Here is a 16,049-nt window from a genome sequence, read left to right as displayed (position 1 = left end):
ATTGTCCAGCGCCGCCGCCGGGTTGCTCGGCACAGGCGCTACGGTGAGCACCATGGAAATCGATGCTCCTGTGGCGGGGCGTGCACTGGTGGTGGTCGTCGACGATCGAACGGCGCATGGAGGTGTGGACTCGCTCGGGCCGCTGGTCACCGAGCTGCTCACCGAGGCGGGTTTCCTCGTGGACGCGTCGGTGTCGGTGCAGGCCGACGAGGTGGAGATCCGCAACGCGCTGAACACGGCGGTGATCGGCGGCGTCGACCTGGTCATCTCGGTCGGCGGCACGGGTATGTCGCCGCGTGACGTGACCCCCGAGGCGACTTCGCAGGTGCTGGACCGGGAACTGCCCGGGATCAGCGAGGCCCTGCGCTCCTCCGGCCGAGTCGCGGGCTCCCTGGACGCGGGTCTCTCGCGCGGTCTGGCGGGCATCTCGGGCAGCACCCTGGTCGTGAACCTGCCGGGCACCCGCTCCGCCATCCGCGACGGGATGGCAACCCTCTCGCCGCTCGCCAGCAAAGTGATCGGCGAACTGTCCGGATTGGCCGAATAATTCCGGCCGCCGACTCTTCCGACGTCCCTCGCTCCGCCGCGCGCCGGGCGAGGGACGCCGCGCGTCTGGCGCGGATCTTCGGCGACACCCTGCCGGACACCACCCGCGACGAACGCGGTGACGACCCGGACGATCGCCGCTCCGGCGACGACTGGTTGCGCTCCCAGGTGCCTCCGCACCACGGTTGAGCTAATTCCTACTATTTAAGTACGTACTTTCGGGCGATATGGGTCCGTTACCTCCTCACCGTTTTCTATAACGCGCTGTGATCTGCGCCATCGATTACGGCCTTGTCTCGTACACAGCCGATGGCCTCGTTGCGACTCGAGCCGATCGTTTCCGCGAATGCGCGGGATTCCCGCCTGCATTTATGCACGTCAAGCGATATTGGCATGTGGGCACCTATGATCTACATCACATTGATCTTTACAATTCTTTACGTTGCCAGGCAGTTACCGACGGTTTAATCTTCGCCACGGGCCACCCAAACGAAGGTCCCCGCGGGTCCGGATACGGCACGTACGTCGTCGATCCGGCGGAACAAGGCTCGGTTCCGTTGCCAGTGAGGGCGTTGCGCCGAAATAACAGCCGGTTACATACCGGCAACAAAGGGGCGACAAACTGAGCTGGGCCTGAGAGGACCACTGTCCAGCCTCGATGGTCGAGGTTGACTGTTTGAACCTGATGAGGGGAAGTATGAGCGAGAACCGCACCAACGGTCTGCGTCGCGGTGCCCGCGTCGCGGGCGTCGGCGCCGCCGCGGCCGTTGCCATGGGCCTGCTGTCGACCGGTGCTGCCAATGCCGACACCTTCGTGCCGTTGCCGGACGGTCAGAAGGTCGGTCATGGCGTGACGATCACCCGCACGGGTGAGCGCGCCCTGATTTCGCCGTCCCTTGCCGCCAACGGCGCCGGTCGCGTCGTCTGGGTCTCGGGCAACGCCACCGCCGATGTGACCGTCACCCCCGAGGGTGAAGTCGGCCCGAACAACGGCCCCGCCGGCGGCCCGGGCAGCAACAACTCCTCGACGCACGGCGCGTCCCAGCTGAGCACCGGCTACATCGTCGGCTGCCAGGTCAGCATCGCGGACGACGCCATCTCCGCGGGCGTCTCCGGCGGCGTCAACCTCGATGGTTTCAGCATGGGCGGCTCCATCGGCCTCAACCTCGGCCCGGGCGAAGTGAAGTTCGTGCAGATCGACTACAAGGACATCCTGAAGCCGGGTGTGTACTCGGTCGAGTACCAGGACGCCGAGATCGAGATCCAGGGCTGCGCCGGCTACGCCCAAGCGCGCGCCTACACCGTGGTCGAGATCATCGGTGACCACTACTCGAAGACCACCCTCTACGGAGCGCCGTTCAGCATCGGCTGACGTCTGTCGAGTCCCCAGCGGCGTGCTCGGGCCGGAAGCGGTCGCGCGAGTGACCGAGACGTGCCTGGGGCCGCCGTCGATCGAACACGAAAAATCTTCTCGCTCAAGCGAATTCAACCCTCGAGGGGTACAACGAAATGATCAACCGTAAGAACGTGGCGCGGATGGCCGGTGTCGGTGCCGCCGCCACCATCGCCATGGGCCTGTTCTCCACCGGCGCCGCCAACGCCGATACCTTCGTTCCGCTGCCGGGCGGCGAGATCGTCAAGCACCTGTCCGACGGCACCGTGGTGACCGTCCGCCTGGTCGGCGAATCCGCGCTCATCAGCCCGTCCATGGGTTCCACCCCGGTGCACCGCAACGCGTGGGTCTCCGGCTCCGCTCAGGTCGAGCTGTCCGGCACCGGTTCGGAAGCCGGCGGCAAGATCTTCCCGGGCTACACCGTCGGCTGCCAGGTGAACATCGCGGGCGGCGGCGCCGAGGGCGGCGTCGAGGCCGGTAGCGACTGGCAGGGTGAGAGCCCGAGCATCGGCGCGAGCAGCGGCGGCAACCTGTCGCTCGGCCCCGGCCAGGCGACCTCGTTCTACATCCTCGACATCGAGGAGGCCGACGACTTCGGCAACGAGGCGCACAAGAAGCGCAACAAGTTCAAGGGCAGCAACGGCTCGGTCACCTGGTCCGACTCCACCATCGGCCTCGCGGGCTGCGGTGGCTACGCGCAGGCCCGCGCCTTCGTCAGCGTGGAGGTCGAGACCGACAACGTCGTCACCTGGGTGACGCTGTGGGGTCAGCCCTTCAGCCTCGGCTGATGCACCCTCCGCCGCGGCCACGTGTTGGTCGTCGGCGGAATTCGTCCGGCTGCGCCGATCTCTCGAGTACGCCTGACGTCTCGAATGAACGGGCCCGTCGTTTCGGCGACGGGCCCGTTTTCGTCCCTGTGGGCGGCCTCCGAGGGCCGAACATGATCATCGGTGGAACGCCGAGTGACATGCTGGTTAATGCCGAGTGTTCGCTCGCGTTAGGCTGGATCTGTCGTTCGGAGGGGACAAACCGGACGGCCGGCGGAAGCGGGCTTCCCGGGGCCGCAGCTCCGGAGCCCGCTTCCCGTTCGTTTCGGCGCGCGCCGCCCGCGCTCATGCGGCCCTCGGCTAGCGGGTCGCGGATCTGTGCCAGAATCGCGGCATCGCAGTAGCTCTTCCCTGTGGCCGCCGAAACGCTTTCATCTTCGCGGCGGCCAGTTCCAGCATGGAATTCAGCGCCGTTTCGGTAATAGCGAAACTCCATGGGCGTGGTGGCGACATATCGATCTGAACGCATATGGCTTGTCGGCAATCAAGTAGAAACCGCGCCGGGTTCCTGACTACCGTCGAGAACGGCGAATAGCGAATCGTTGATTCCGTTGGTGGCCTCGGTGGCGAGCGCGACGAAAGCGGTGCCGATTGCTGTCGAAATAGCCAGGTAGACGATGTTTGTGCAGAGAACAAATCCCTCGACCCCTCGAGCATTACCGGTTTCTCCTCTTCGGCGGAGCTGGGGGGCGCCCTCGGAGAAGCTTGCCGTGCCGGGTATCAGGCGATGCTTTTCGACCTAGTTGGTTAATGTTCGGCGAACCAAGGCGATATCGCCGACCTGACCACCGAGCAGTGGTTCCGGCGCTTCGGCAACCCGCCGAAGCCCGTGTCACGAAATACGGGGAGCCGGGCGTCAATGGAAGACGACCGTGAGTGCGGTGTGCAGCGAAGCGGCGGCGACCACCGTGGCGTGTTCCGAATCCATGGCGACCAGCACCACCCGGTCCGCCGCGCCCCGCCGCTCGCCGGGCTGGGAGACCAAGACCACGGCGGCGTTGCTGACCAGCGTGCGAGCCGGTCGGGCGCCGAGTCCTTGTTGCTCGTCGCCGCCGATCACGTCGACGCGGTCACCCGGCCTAAGGATCTCCGCCACCGCCGTGTCCGCCAGCCGGATCGGGACTATTCGCGCGTCACGCGCGCCCGCTGCCACCTCGGCCAAGCGCGGACCGATCACCCGCAGATCGGTGAACACCTCACCGGCTCGCATCGCGCCGGTCGATGTGGCGCCGAGCAGCGTCGCGGGGTCGCGCACCGCACCGACGGGGAGCGTGCCGGATTCGCGCGGCACGGATCTCAGATCCCCCGATTCGAGCACCTTGCCGGGCGGTAGATCACGCCCGGCGACGACGACCTCCGCCCGCTCCGCGCTCGGATTCCCGCGCGCGAAGAGAAACACGGCCAGGAGCGTCAGAGTCGCCGCGAAGACACGGCGGGCGAGCAGTCCATCGAGCCAAGGCGGCCGATTCCACAGCGCGAAGCGCAGCGGGCTGCCGCGACCGAGATCGGCGAGTGCGCGAGTCATGGCCGGATCCTATGGCCAGGATCACACCGCGCCGGTCACCGAAAAGGCGATCTGTGGATGGGCGAGAGGCTGTGGATAAGCCGGGAAATCAGCTGGCGACGGCCGTGCTGGTGGTCGAGCTCGAGCTGCTCGACGAGCTCGAATCGGAACTCGACGAACTGGAGCCGCTGTCGGACTTCGCGGGCTCGCTCGCGGTGGACGCGCCGCCGCGGCTGTCGGTGCGGTAGAAACCACTGCCCTTGAACACGATGCCGACCGAGTTGAACAGCTTGCGCAGCTTCCCGGAGCAGTTCTCGCAGACCGTCAGTGCGTCGTCGGTGAAGGACTGCACGATGTCGAAGCGGTTGTCACACTGGGTGCACGCGTATGAATAAGTTGGCACAGGATCCTCCGCAGGGTTCGTCGACTAGCACTCTACAGTCGACAGTGCCAACGCCGCCAATCGGTCCTTCATTCCGCGACCCGATCGCCGCCGAGTTGCCGCAATCCACCGCGCGGCGTGAGCACCCAGCCCATCCGCAGGTCGTGTGGTTCTTCCGGCAGCCGGTCCACGAATTCGTCGTCGCGCACCACCGCGACCAGCCGGGCGCCCGGCCGCGCGGCGCCCAACGTGCGGTCGTAGTGCCCGGCTCCGCGCCCCAGCCGGACGCCGCGCCGGTCCACCGCGAGCGCGGGAATCAGGATCAGCTCGGCCAGCGCGACGGCCTCGACGCCCAGCGGGGGCCCACTCGGCTCCCGCAGCCCGTACCTGGCCCGGCGCAGGTCGGCGGGGCCCGTGTACTCGGACCAGTTCAACGGTCCCGAATCGCCGGTGAGCGGCAGGAGTATGCGCGCCCCGGACTCTCGCAGCGCTTCCAATTGGGCCATCGACCCGGGCTCGTCGCGTACCGGCACGTAGGCGCACACCCATTCGGACACCAGCGGTGTCTCGAACTTGCCGATCGCTTCGGCCAGCGCCAGCGCCTCCCGCTCACGCTCGTCCGCGGGCACCGCCGCCCGCCGGGCGAGAATTTCGCCACGCCATGCATGTTTGTCCCGCTCGCCGGGCATCTCCATGGGGATCACCATAAGCTCACCGGGTGCCAGGTCGCCGCGACGGCGGTCGGGCGGTGTGATGGATGGATAGGGTATGCGTATGACAGCACAGGCAGGACAGTCCGCGGATGGTGCGCCGACGTCGTGTTTCCGCACGGCAGTCGTGCCCGCGGCCGGGCTCGGGACCCGTTTCCTGCCCGCGACCAAGACGGTGCCCAAGGAGTTGCTGCCGGTGGTCGACACACCGGGCATCGAGCTGGTCGCGAGCGAGGCCGCCGATTCCGGCGCGAACCGGCTCGTGATCGTGACCTCGCCGGGCAAGGACGGTGTCGTCGCCCACTTCGTCGAGGACCTGGTGCTGGAGAGCACCCTCGCCGAGCGCGGCAAATTCCAGTTGCTGGAGAAGGTGCGCAAGGCGCCCGCCCTGCTGGACGTCACCTCGGTGGTGCAGGAGGAGCCCCTCGGCCTCGGTCACGCGGTGGCGCAGGCCGAGCGGGCGCTCGACGACGACGAGGACGCGATCGCGGTCCTGCTCCCGGACGACCTGGTGCTGCCCTGCGGCGTGCTCGACGTGATGAGCCGCGTCCGGCGCAAGCGCGGCGGCAGCGTGCTGTGCGCCATCGATGTGCCGAAGGACCAGGTCAGCGCCTACGGCGTCTTCGACGTCGCGCCGGTGCCCGACGCGACCAATCCGAACGTGTTGCGGGTCAACGGAATGGTGGAGAAGCCCGCGCTCGCGGACGCGCCGTCGACCTTCGCGGCCGCGGGCCGATATCTGTTGGACCGGGCCATCTTCGACGCGCTGCGGCGGATCGAGCCGGGCGCCGGAGGTGAGCTGCAACTCACCGACGCCATCGCGCTGCTGATCGACGAGGGACACCCGGTTCACGTCGTCGTGCACCGTGGGTCGCGCCACGATTTGGGCAACCCGGGCGGTTATCTTCGTGCTGCGGTCGATTTCGCTTTGGAACGAGAGGAATACGGCCCTGCCCTGCGGGAGTGGCTGCAGCACCGGCTCGGTCCGGACTGGGATCCGCAGCTGACGACGGACGACTGAGCGAAAGCTCGGCTTTCGTCGACAGTGGACCGTCGGGTACGAATGATGGTTCACCGAACGCGGTTGCGTCCGAAGCGCGTGCGGCGGAATCGGTTCGATGTGCGGAGTAGATCAGGAAGGGCTGGATGCGCTCGGTTGAGGATCAGCAGATCAAGGTGACCGCGGCGGCGGTCGCGCCCCGGCCGGTCCGGGTCGCGATCTCCGAGGCCCAGGGCCTGCTGTGCGCCGAGGACGTGGTCACCGAGCGGCCGCTGCCCGGTTTCGACCAGGCGGCCATCGACGGTTACGCGGTGCGCAGCGTCGACGTGGCCGCCGCCGGGTCCGATATCCGCGACGAGGACGGCGAACTGGTCGATCTGACGTTGCCGGTGGTCGGCGAGGTGGTCGCGGGTTCCCGGCAGCCGATCCGGTTGCAGCCGCGCCAGACGGTGCGCGTCGACACCGGAGCTCCGCTGCCGACGCTCGCCGACGCCGTGCTGCCGCTGGACTTCACCGACGGCGGCCGGGCCAGGATCAAGGTCTACGAGCCCGTCCGCTCCGGCGATTACGTGCGGCGCATCGGCGACGACGTGCAGCCCGGCGATGTCGCGGTGCGCGCGGGCACCATCATCGGTCCCGCTCAAGTGGGTCTGCTCGCCGCGGTGGGCCAGGACAAGGTGCTCGTGCATCCGCGGCCGCGGCTGTCGGTGATCTCGGTCGGCGGCGAGCTGATCGACATCGATCGCACGCCCGGCCCCGGCCAGGTCTACGACGTCAACTCCTACGCGCTGGCCGCGGCCGCCAGGGACGCGGGCGCGGACGTGAATCGCGTCGGCATCGTCAGCGCGGATCCGCGACGGCTGCGCGATGTCGTCGAGGGTCAGCTGGTGCGTTCGGAGGTCGTCGTCATCGCGGGCGCGGTCGGCGGCTGGGCCTCCGAGCAGGTGCGCGAGGCGCTGGAGGGGCTCGGCGATCTCGAAATCGACCGTGTCGCCATGCATCCCGGTTCGGTGCAGGGTTTCGGCAGGCTCGGGCGCGACGAGGTGCCGACCTTCCTGCTGCCGTCGAATCCCGTTGGCGCGCTGGTGGTCTTCGAGGTGATGGTGCGTCCGCTGATCCGGATCGCGCTGGGCCGCAGACATCCGATGCGCCGCATCATCCGGGCCAGAACCATCACCCCCATCAGTTCGATGGTCGGGCGCAAAGGCTTTCTGCGCGCCCAGCTCATGCGCGACGAAGCCACCGGCGACTACCTGGTGCAGCCCCTCGGCGGCGGCGCCGGTTCCTCGCATCTGCTGGCCACCATGGCCGAGGCGAACAGCCTGATCATCATCGACCCGGAGGACACCGAGGTCAGGACCGGTGACGAGGTGCAGGTCGCCTTTCTCTCCCAGCGCGGCTGAAGCGTGGAGTCGATGAACGTCTTCCGGGTGACCCAGCATCCGGGGTGGCCCGCGCGTCTCGGTCCGGTGCGCGTCGCCGCGGGACAGGTCACGCTGCGGCCCGTGCGGTTGCGCGACGCCACGGCATGGAGCCGCATCCGCCTACGCGACCGCGAGCATCTGGAGCCGTGGGAGCCGACCGGACGGGGCGCGTGGGAGGCACGCAATCACGCGTCGAACTGGCCCTCGCTGTGGTCGAGCCTGAAGGCCGAGGCCAGACGTGGTGCGATGATCCCGCTCGTCATCGAGGTGGACGGCGCTTTCAGCGGCCAGTTGACCGTCGGCAACATCGTGCGCGGGGCGCTGCGCTCGGCGTGGATCGGTTACTGGGTGGCCAAGGACCTGAGCGGGCAGGGCGTGGCCACCGCCGCGCTCGCGCTCGGACTCGACCACTGCTTCGGGCCGGTCGGCCTGCACCGCGTCGAGGCGACGGTGCGTCCGGAAAACCTTGCCAGCCAGGCGGTTCTGCGCAATGTGGGCTTCCGGGAGGAGGGCCTGCTTCGCCGCTACCTCGATGTGGACGGCGCCTGGCGCGACCATCTGCTCGTCGGTCTGACGGTCGAGGAAATCAGCGGAACCGTGATGGATCGGCTGGTGCGAGACGGGCGGGTCATCCTGCCCTGAGATCCTCGATTCGCCTTCGCCGCGGCCATGCACGGGTCTCGGGACGGCCTTCGGCCGGGCAATCGATACGGGATCAGCAGGACGATACCGGCGTGACACGTCAACTCCCGCGAGGCACGCGGACGGAGGGCAGTGTTTGTGACAGATGTGGCGGATGTGCACGGCGCGCCTGCCGTATTCGCGTGGTGCGCCGAATTAACCTACGGACGTCGGTACCGCGTCTTGCGGTACCGGCAGGGAGCCTGAGAGGCGTCTTCGGACCGAGGGCCGCGTCCGAGCGCGTGAGCGGTAGCGAACGCACGACGCGGTACGCCATCCGGGCGCGGGCCGAATGGACGAACAGGTGGGGACGGAGGTGTTGACCTGATGCCGAACTCGATTCTCTGGATCGGGCTCGTCGTGCTCTGGGTCTTCGTCCTGTTCCCGATCTTGGCCGACCGGCACCCCAGGATCCGGCAGACCACCGACGCGGCACTGGCGACCCGCGTGTTGCACCGCGGCGGCTCCAAGCGGCGCATGAAGAAGGGGCCGGCGGCCGGGCACGACAGCGACCCGGACTATCGGCCGACCCGAGTGCAGAGAAAGCGTTTCCACAGCGATGATGCGGAGGACCGGATGAGCGCACCGGCCGACGAGCAAGTCACCGAGGTCGACGAGGACAACGAAGCGCGGGACGACCTCCCGGCGCTCGAGGCGGGCCCCGCGTCCGCCGTCCGCTCCGACAACGCCGAAGACGAACCCGCCGAGGCGGATTCGGGCGACACGGACGAGGGCGCCGTGACGAGCGAGGCCGACCGTGCGGCGGATTCCGAGGCGGATCTCGAGCCGGATTCCGAGTCGGATCTCGACTCGGATCTCGATTCGGACGAGAACGACACCGAGACGGCCCGAACGCCTGCGGACGCGGACGCCGCGTCCGATGATGACGACGTGGCCGATGACGACGAAGAGGCCGCGGCGTATTACGAACCCACCACGGCACGTATCCCGCCCGCCCGTTCCGCCGCACCCGCGCGCGCCTCGGACCCCGAATACCACACCGACTCGGACGAACCGGAATTCGTCCCGACCCGGCGCGGCCGCGGTGGCTTCGACCCGGAAGCCGACGCGATGGCCCGCGCCGCCCGCTACACCTTCCGGCAGCGCGCCGTCCTCGGCCTGCTGCTGACCGGCATCCTCTGCGGCGCGCTGGCGATCGTCGTCAGCCCGCTGCTGTGGTGGGCCTGCGGACTGTCCACCGTCGTCCTCGGCACCTACCTTGCGTACCTGCGCAGGCAGGTCCGCATGGAAGAGGAGATCCGCCGCCGCCGCGCGTCCCGCCTCACCCGGGACCGCGACGACCACGAGGATCAGCACGACGACGACACCGAGACCCGCCGCGGCATGGACCGCGAGACCGCCCGCGCCCTGCGCCGCCGCTCCGCCCTCCTCGACGCCGTCGACGAAGACCCGATGTTCGAACACCTCGACACCTTCGACCCCGCCACCGCCCGCGCCCTCCGCGGCCGCGCCAGCGGCGACATGCGCCGGGCAGTAGGCGAATAACCGCAGCTCAGGCAGGCGATTCGGTATCTCGCCGCATCGCCTGCTACAGTGGCACAGCGCGGTTCCCCCGGGAACCGCACGGGGCTATAGCGCAGTTGGTAGCGCGTCTCGTTCGCATCGAGAAGGTCAGGGGTTCGATTCCCCTTAGCTCCACAGTTTCCGCAGGTAAGGGCGGGTTTTCGAGTCAAGCTCGGGAACCCGCCCTTTCGCATCTTCCAACTAAGTCCCAACTATGTCCCTGCCCCGGTGACCGCGCGTTCGAGTGCTTCGGCGGCGGCGTGGTGGGTTCGCCCGCGTGCCATGTAGTGCCGTTGTGTCATGGCGGGGTCGGCGTGGCCGAGGACATCAGCGGTGACTCGCGCCGACAGCCCGGCGTCATCGAGGATCGTCGCCACCGCATGACGGAAGCTGTGTGCGGTGATGTCGTCGGCCATACCGAGGGCGTCTCGAACGCGCTGCCATTCGTGGCCGACGTTCTGCGGATCGCGCATTGTCCACACCGCCGAGGGGAACACCAGATCGAGCGTTGGTGCGTCCGAGTCGGGAGGTGACGCCAGTTTTCGGGCCGCGAGTGCCGCTCGACGCCGCTTCAACATCTGAACGGCGAAGTCGGGTAGGGCGATGGTGTTGCGCCGGTTCTTCGGGTCGTCCTCCACCTCCAGGCGGACCAAGCCGTCGCCTTTCACTCGGACGACCTTGCCAGTGGTGCGCAGGGTGCGTGCCTCGATGTCGATATCCGACCACAACAGGCCGAGTATCTGACTGCGCCGCAGCCCGGTTGCCGCGAGCAGAGTCACCAGGTCGGCCAGGTCGGCGCTGTCGCAGTAGTCGGCGACCGTTGGCGGGGTGTACGCCTTAACCGGTGTGCCCCGGTTGCGCTCGGCCCTGGACAGCTTGCGCGGGCAAGGCACCTGCGAGGTTCGTACAGCGGTGAGGATGAACCGCAACTCATCGATGGTGAGATCGCGGGCGCCACCGGTGCGGCCCTTGGCCTCGATGTTCTTGGCCATCTGCGATTCCCGGACTGGGTTCACGGTCAGTGCATCTTTGCGCACGGCGTAACGGAACATCCCCGACAGCACGTTTCGGGCCGTGCGCATCGAGGACGGCCCCTTGGCTTCGCCTACCTGTTTGAGGAACGCCTCCACCGCTGAGGTGGTGACCTCGAGAAGCCGCCGCTCACCGAACGCGGTGTTGAACAACTCCGCGACCACGTCGTAGCGATCCAGCGTGTTACCCGCACGGCCCTGTTCGACCAGATGTGCCCGATACAGCGCCCACAGTTGCCGAACGCTCGTGGACTCCGACAGCTCCCCGCCCAGGTCCACACGGATGCTCGTGGCCGCCGCCATGACCGCATCCAGCGCGCGTGAACCATTGCGATCGGGGATCTTTCGGCCGCGTGCGTCGAGCTTGACGGGCGAGACACGTTTAAGGTCTCGCCTCTTGCCGGAGGCATCGCGAACCAAAATCCTTGCCTCCCAACGTCCAGGGGACAATTCGGTCAACATCGGGGCACCGGGGACACCGATGGGACGGGCGGGTCTGCCTCGTTTCACTGCCGTCCCTTTGCTGGGTGCGTCACGGTTCCTCGCGGGCCTCCAGGGCCGCGTCCAGCGCGTTCAGATCCCAACGGAAATCCTTTCCGACCCGCTTGGGTCTCGGTAGCCACGGGTACTTGTCACGATTGCGGTTCCAGCGCCGGAGCACTTCCGGGTTCACGCAGATGTGTGCGGCAGCATCTTTGGTGGTTGCCCACCGGCGAATCGGCACGGTGTGTTCGTGCTCAGCAGACATCGGGGGCTCCTGTCCGGTCAACACCATTGTCGTTGCTGGATATTTGCTGCACTGTGGGTGTGGCACAAGTCGGTGTTGCCGAACACCCGTCCTCGTCCGGTCGTGGTGGATCGGCGGCAGCGAGCAGGGCTCGGTCGTATTCGGCTCGCCAGGTGATGCGTTCGGCGATGGCGGTCATAAGCAGTTTCGCGCGTGATGGTGTTCGGGTGCCGGGGGCGATGGTGGCCCAGGTGTAGCGGCGCGGATCGGTGGCAGGCTTCTCGATGCCGACGGCGGCCAGGCGATTTCGGACGAACTCCATCCGGTCGGCCTTGTGGTCGCCGAGCGTCTTGCCGGTCCACTGCTCCGAGGTCAGCACCCGGTTACCTGGCAGGGCGAGGGTTTCGCGCCGATGTGCGCGTGCCTTGCAGACTCCTGGCACGGTCTTGGCGGTGGCGCCCTTGGGGATGATGCCGTAGAGCAGCCAGATAGCGCACCGCGGACTACAGGGGGTGCGGCACAGTGCGGCGTGTAGTCGGTCGTAGTGGTCGTGCTGGCGTGCGGTGCGTGCGTGTAGAACCTCGGTGACCGATTTGGTGAGGTACTTGCACAGGTACCCGATTGCCTCGCTGGCGGCTTTGGTGCCTGCGGCGATGCCTTGGATATCGATGCGCGGCCCGAACGCTGCTTTGTGCGCGGGTTCGTCGGTGAGGCCGATGGTGTCTAAGGCGTCGTCCCAGTCGGTCAGTCCCGCTTTGCTGCCGGGGTCGATGAAGGTCTCGCGGCGCGGGTCCCACACCGGCACGACGGCACCGGGATAGCGCATCTCGCCCAGTTGCGGCCACCACACTTGGTGGTAGGTGGCTTCGTTGACTTGGCGGATCACCGCGCGGGAGATAGCCCCGCGCAATGCCATGTGGATGTGCGGGGCGCCGCGTTTCTGGGGTTCGACCACGGCGAAGTACTGGACGTTCCAGCCGACCACGCGGCGTAGGTTCTGTATCCAGCGGGAGAACAACCGAGCGCAGGTGATCGCATCCCATGCCGCACGCTGGTAGTCGTAGTGTTCTGGGTTGCGGGCGCTGCCGTCGCTGTGGACCTTGCCGTAGCTGGGCATGGTGAGGGTGACGAACATCGAGGAGTAGTGACCGCCGAACTCGCGGCCGATGGTGCGATCGGAGACCGGATTGCGGGGCAGGTCCGGCGCGTCTTGGCGCCGACGTGTCGAGCGACGCCGTTTCTCGGTTGCCGAACTCTCTTCACTATCCCGGCCGGCGGATTCTTCGCTGGCCGATGCCGGCGGGGTTCCCCGCATCCCGAGCGCGGTCAGTTGCTTGTCGGCCCACATGATTTCGGCCTCCAGCTCGGCGATGTCGGCGGCGTGCTGCTGTTGGCGTGCTTGGCCCAGCAGGGCGAGCAGATCAGCGCGATAGCCGATCAATCCCTCTTGGTCGAAGGTGGGACGTGCCCGCGGCTTGGTCGGTTCTTCGCTCAGGTGCCAGCCTTCCCGGCATTGAGCTTGCCGAAGTGCTTTGGCCTTACGCGCGCATGGGCCGCACTGGGATTCCCGCGTGGCCCCGCAGGGCACCGGAACGTAGGCCACGCGTCCGGTCGCGGTGTCGGTTTGTTCGAGCACGATCGGCCGCACACACACCCCGTGCCGGTCGGCCGCTGCTATCGCGATGTCCAGAAACGACGGACCGCGCCCGGCTGGTTTCCCATCCTCATCGGTCACTCGTGGCGCGTCGTCGAAGACAGTGGTTGTCATGAGATCACCTGTCTCGTAGTCCCACACGCGGCACCAGGCCGACAACGCCGAACGAGCGCGGTCGGTCCGGTGCCGCGTGAAACGTGAAATAGGAACCACCGGAACAGGTTTCAAAGAGGGTGTGCCGCCGCCGGTACGACGGTCACGAGCGCTACCCGCGCAGGAATCAGAAGACTGTGAATGCGCTATCCGCGCTGCATATTCGCCGCTCGCAAACGATGTTGCTGGTCACCTGGCGCGGCTGTACCAGGCTATCGTGCGTTCTTCGAGGTGATCATTTCCCCTGGTTGCACGGCTATCAGGTGTCGGTGTCGAGTCGTGGTGTGCCGTCAGGGTGACGCGGTAACGGCGGGTAGGTGCGCATGATCCAGTCGATGTCTTCATCGGTGACCCAGTAGGCGCGAACCCTGGTGATCTCCACCGAGGTTTCATGTTCGACGTAGGCCACACCGGGTGTCGATTCGGGGATCTCATCGCACAGCGCGCCTCGTTCCCGCCCGCTCGGCCCGAACAGCATGTTCGGCTGTGTCGGCTCACTCATCCGCAAGCCCACCCGATACGGGTAGAGCTGCCGAAGCTCGAGCACGTCCTTCGACGGGTCCTGGAGACTGCCGACCATCGGCACCGCTACCGCCCGCGATTGGGTGAGCACGGTACCCATGTGCCGCAAGATCTCGTCTCTGATCTTGCGATCGGAGTAGTAGGCGGTCAGGCTCGCGGCCTCATCGATGATCACCACAACCAGCGGTTCGGCCACAGTCGGGGTGATCTTGCGTTCGGCCTTGGTCATGTAGATCTGGCCCCGCTGCTGCACCAACGCCGCCGCATCCCGCAACAGCTCGAGCGCCTGCGGGCCGTTGTCGTAGGCGAAGCGCGCGAACCACTCTCGCGCCGCACCGAACTCCATGCCGCCTTTCGGGTCGATCATCCACAGCACCACCCGCCCGTCCCGGATCGCTGGACCCATGGCCGCGATCAGCGACCAGATCACCGACCCCTTGCCCGAGCCCATCTTTCCCGCGACGAGCAGTTGATTGCCGAGCAAACGTATCTTCCAGGGCTCCCCGAGCTCGGTCATGCCGATGGTCAGTGCTTCCAGGTCAACGGTTTTCGCCTCCACTCGAGGCAGCGGAATCGGTTCGTTAAGCCGGTCGGTGTGGATCACCTGTAGCCGCACGAATCCCGATTCCGCGTGGCGGACCCGCACCCCGACCGCGCCGAACGCGTGGCGCAATGCATCGGACTGCTTGGCCCACATCTGCACCGTCTGACCACCCACCAGCTTGACCAACAACTCATCAGCCGTCTCACCGATATCGACCCTGACCAACACCGGGGTCTGTACACCGTTGTCGAGAATCTTGGTCAGCCCGTGGATCGCGGTCAGCGTCTTCCAACGCCGCTTGTAGCGCTTCCACGACAGATATCGCGTGCGCATCCGCCCCCACACCCAGCGCCGCCACGAACCGCGCCACCAGGCCCACCACATCACCCAGGCCGCAACCGAGCACCCCGCCATAGTCGCGCCGATCGGCCAGCCCAGCAACCACCAGCCCGCGCCTGCGGCTGCGATCGGTAGCGAGATCATCGGGAACAGCAACGCCCACCACAACAGGTGGACCAACCCCAACACCACCGCTTCCAACAGAAGCACCAGCCCTTGCCCCAGATCATCGAGGATCGTAGGCGGACAGGTCGGCGGCTTTTCGTACTCCGCAGAACGAACCACGTCTATCAACTCCAACTATCTTGTTGCGAATGTTGTTGCCGCACAGTCCGATATGACGGACGTGCGGGGGCGGGCCGACCCGGTTGTGCCCGAGCGACCCGCCGAATTCTCCGACCGCGAGTCAGAATCAGGCCGGGGTCTTACCCGCACCCGCTCCACTCGCCGACCGGTTACCGCCACCCGGCGCGTAGCCCGTCGCGCGCACCGTGTAGTCCAGGTACTTGTATTCGCCCTGGCCAGCGATGCGCGGTTGGACGGTGACGCCCACCAGTTCGATCGGCCGCAGGTTCGGGCCGATCTCCGCGGTTGTGGGTACCGGTTCGGTCTCCGACAGCAACAGAACCTCATAGCTCGCACGCCGCGCCTTGCGCACGGCCGGATCACTCACGGTGGCCTTCCACACCAGAGCCCCGGTCAGCTCGTCGCGCTTCTGCGGACCGGGCCGGTTCGGGTCACCGGTGTACACCAGATCAGGGCTCACAGGCCCCATCTGGTACAGCCCATCCCGGAAGAAGTCCGCGAACTCCACAGCGAATCGAAGGTTCTTACGAGTGTCGATTAGGTTGTCCTCGGCCATGGCGGCCACCATCCAATCTGTGACGTAACTGGTTGTTGTTAGATGAATCCCGCACAGGGCGGGGGATTTCGGGTACGGCACCACGCGCCGCACCACAGGGCGCTACCAGCGCGAACAGGCGGATCACGCCCCCCCGGCCACACCCCGCCACGCCCGCACCGTGTCCGCCCCTACACCCGCCAGGCGCAACCGGACCGGATAAATTTCTCGCTCCGAGAAGTCACCC

At 67.1% G+C, this 16,049-nt stretch carries 15 protein-coding genes and 1 tRNA gene; 8 read left to right on the top strand and 8 right to left on the bottom strand.

Annotated elements, in window-relative coordinates:
• Positions 1 to 52: 52 nt before the first annotated feature.
• The 3 genes from T333_RS12990 to T333_RS12980 all read left to right on the top strand — a co-directional run bounded on the left by T333_RS12990 (position 53) and on the right by T333_RS12980 (position 2,727).
• Positions 53 to 547, top strand: coding sequence for a MogA/MoaB family molybdenum cofactor biosynthesis protein (locus T333_RS12990; RefSeq protein WP_067784792.1), 495 nt, complete (start codon positions 53 to 55; stop codon positions 545 to 547).
• A 696-nt stretch (positions 548 to 1,243) separates the two neighbouring features.
• A complete protein-coding gene (locus tag T333_RS12985; RefSeq protein ID WP_357250122.1) occupies positions 1,244 to 1,918 on the top strand; it encodes an MspA family porin in 675 nt (224 codons plus the stop codon).
• Positions 1,919 to 2,055: 137 nt separating this feature from the next.
• Complete coding sequence (locus tag T333_RS12980) at positions 2,056 to 2,727, top strand: MspA family porin (protein WP_357250125.1); 672 nt, start codon at positions 2,056 to 2,058, stop codon at positions 2,725 to 2,727.
• 895 nt (positions 2,728 to 3,622) lie between these two features.
• Here T333_RS12980 and T333_RS12975 read toward each other — a convergent pair.
• The 3 genes from T333_RS12975 to T333_RS12965 form a co-directional block, all read right to left on the bottom strand.
• Positions 3,623 to 4,291: an SAF domain-containing protein gene (locus tag T333_RS12975; protein WP_496424570.1), complete on the bottom strand. Its 669-nt coding sequence runs from the start codon at positions 4,289 to 4,291 to the stop codon at positions 3,623 to 3,625.
• Positions 4,292 to 4,379: 88 nt separating this feature from the next.
• Positions 4,380 to 4,673: an FmdB family zinc ribbon protein gene (locus T333_RS12970; protein WP_355002102.1), complete on the bottom strand. Its 294-nt coding sequence runs from the start codon at positions 4,671 to 4,673 to the stop codon at positions 4,380 to 4,382.
• 68 nt (positions 4,674 to 4,741) lie between these two features.
• The gene (locus T333_RS12965) at positions 4,742 to 5,347 is read right to left on the bottom strand and encodes a 5-formyltetrahydrofolate cyclo-ligase (protein WP_355002101.1); all 606 of its coding nucleotides are present in this window, start codon (positions 5,345 to 5,347) and stop codon (positions 4,742 to 4,744) included.
• 79 nt (positions 5,348 to 5,426) lie between these two features.
• Between T333_RS12965 and T333_RS12960 the strand changes: the two genes are divergently transcribed.
• The 5 genes from T333_RS12960 to T333_RS12940 all read left to right on the top strand — a co-directional run bounded on the left by T333_RS12960 (position 5,427) and on the right by T333_RS12940 (position 10,126).
• Positions 5,427 to 6,383, top strand: a complete 957-nt coding sequence (locus T333_RS12960; RefSeq protein WP_496424569.1) for a UTP--glucose-1-phosphate uridylyltransferase — start codon at positions 5,427 to 5,429, stop codon at positions 6,381 to 6,383.
• Between the two features lie 125 nt (positions 6,384 to 6,508).
• Entirely contained in the window at positions 6,509 to 7,765 is a 1,257-nt protein-coding gene (gene glp, locus T333_RS12955) for a molybdotransferase-like divisome protein Glp (RefSeq protein WP_355002100.1), read from the top strand.
• Between the two features lie 12 nt (positions 7,766 to 7,777).
• Entirely contained in the window at positions 7,778 to 8,428 is a 651-nt protein-coding gene (locus T333_RS12950; RefSeq protein WP_355002099.1) for a GNAT family N-acetyltransferase, read from the top strand.
• Between the two features lie 366 nt (positions 8,429 to 8,794).
• Positions 8,795 to 9,973 (top strand): divisome protein SepX/GlpR, encoded by a 1,179-nt coding sequence (sepX, locus tag T333_RS12945; RefSeq protein WP_496424568.1) that lies wholly within the window; start codon positions 8,795 to 8,797, stop codon positions 9,971 to 9,973.
• Between the two features lie 80 nt (positions 9,974 to 10,053).
• Positions 10,054 to 10,126 (top strand) — tRNA-Ala (locus T333_RS12940).
• A 77-nt stretch (positions 10,127 to 10,203) separates the two neighbouring features.
• Here T333_RS12940 and T333_RS12935 read toward each other — a convergent pair.
• The 5 genes from T333_RS12935 to T333_RS12915 all read right to left on the bottom strand — a co-directional run bounded on the left by T333_RS12935 (position 10,204) and on the right by T333_RS12915 (position 15,907).
• On the bottom strand, positions 10,204 to 11,484 hold the full coding sequence (locus T333_RS12935; protein ID WP_496424567.1) for a site-specific integrase: 1,281 nt from the start codon (positions 11,482 to 11,484) through the stop codon (positions 10,204 to 10,206).
• A gap of 70 nt (positions 11,485 to 11,554) precedes the next feature.
• Complete coding sequence (locus T333_RS12930) at positions 11,555 to 11,770, bottom strand: hypothetical protein (protein ID WP_357250142.1); 216 nt, start codon at positions 11,768 to 11,770, stop codon at positions 11,555 to 11,557.
• Complete coding sequence (locus T333_RS12925; protein ID WP_496424566.1) at positions 11,760 to 13,517, bottom strand: replication initiator; 1,758 nt, start codon at positions 13,515 to 13,517, stop codon at positions 11,760 to 11,762. Before T333_RS12925 ends, T333_RS12930 begins: the two co-directional genes overlap by 11 nt.
• A 298-nt stretch (positions 13,518 to 13,815) precedes the next feature.
• Positions 13,816 to 15,171, bottom strand: coding sequence for an FtsK/SpoIIIE domain-containing protein (locus T333_RS12920; RefSeq protein WP_496424565.1), 1,356 nt, complete (start codon positions 15,169 to 15,171; stop codon positions 13,816 to 13,818).
• Positions 15,172 to 15,373: 202 nt separating this feature from the next.
• Positions 15,374 to 15,907 (bottom strand): hypothetical protein, encoded by a 534-nt coding sequence (locus T333_RS12915; RefSeq protein ID WP_496424564.1) that lies wholly within the window; start codon positions 15,905 to 15,907, stop codon positions 15,374 to 15,376.
• Positions 15,908 to 16,049 lie beyond the last annotated feature (142 nt).

The organism is Nocardia sp. CNS-044 (assembly GCF_059570515.1).
Note: the sequence above shows the minus strand (reverse complement) of the source record. Positions and strands in the feature narration are given on the sequence as shown.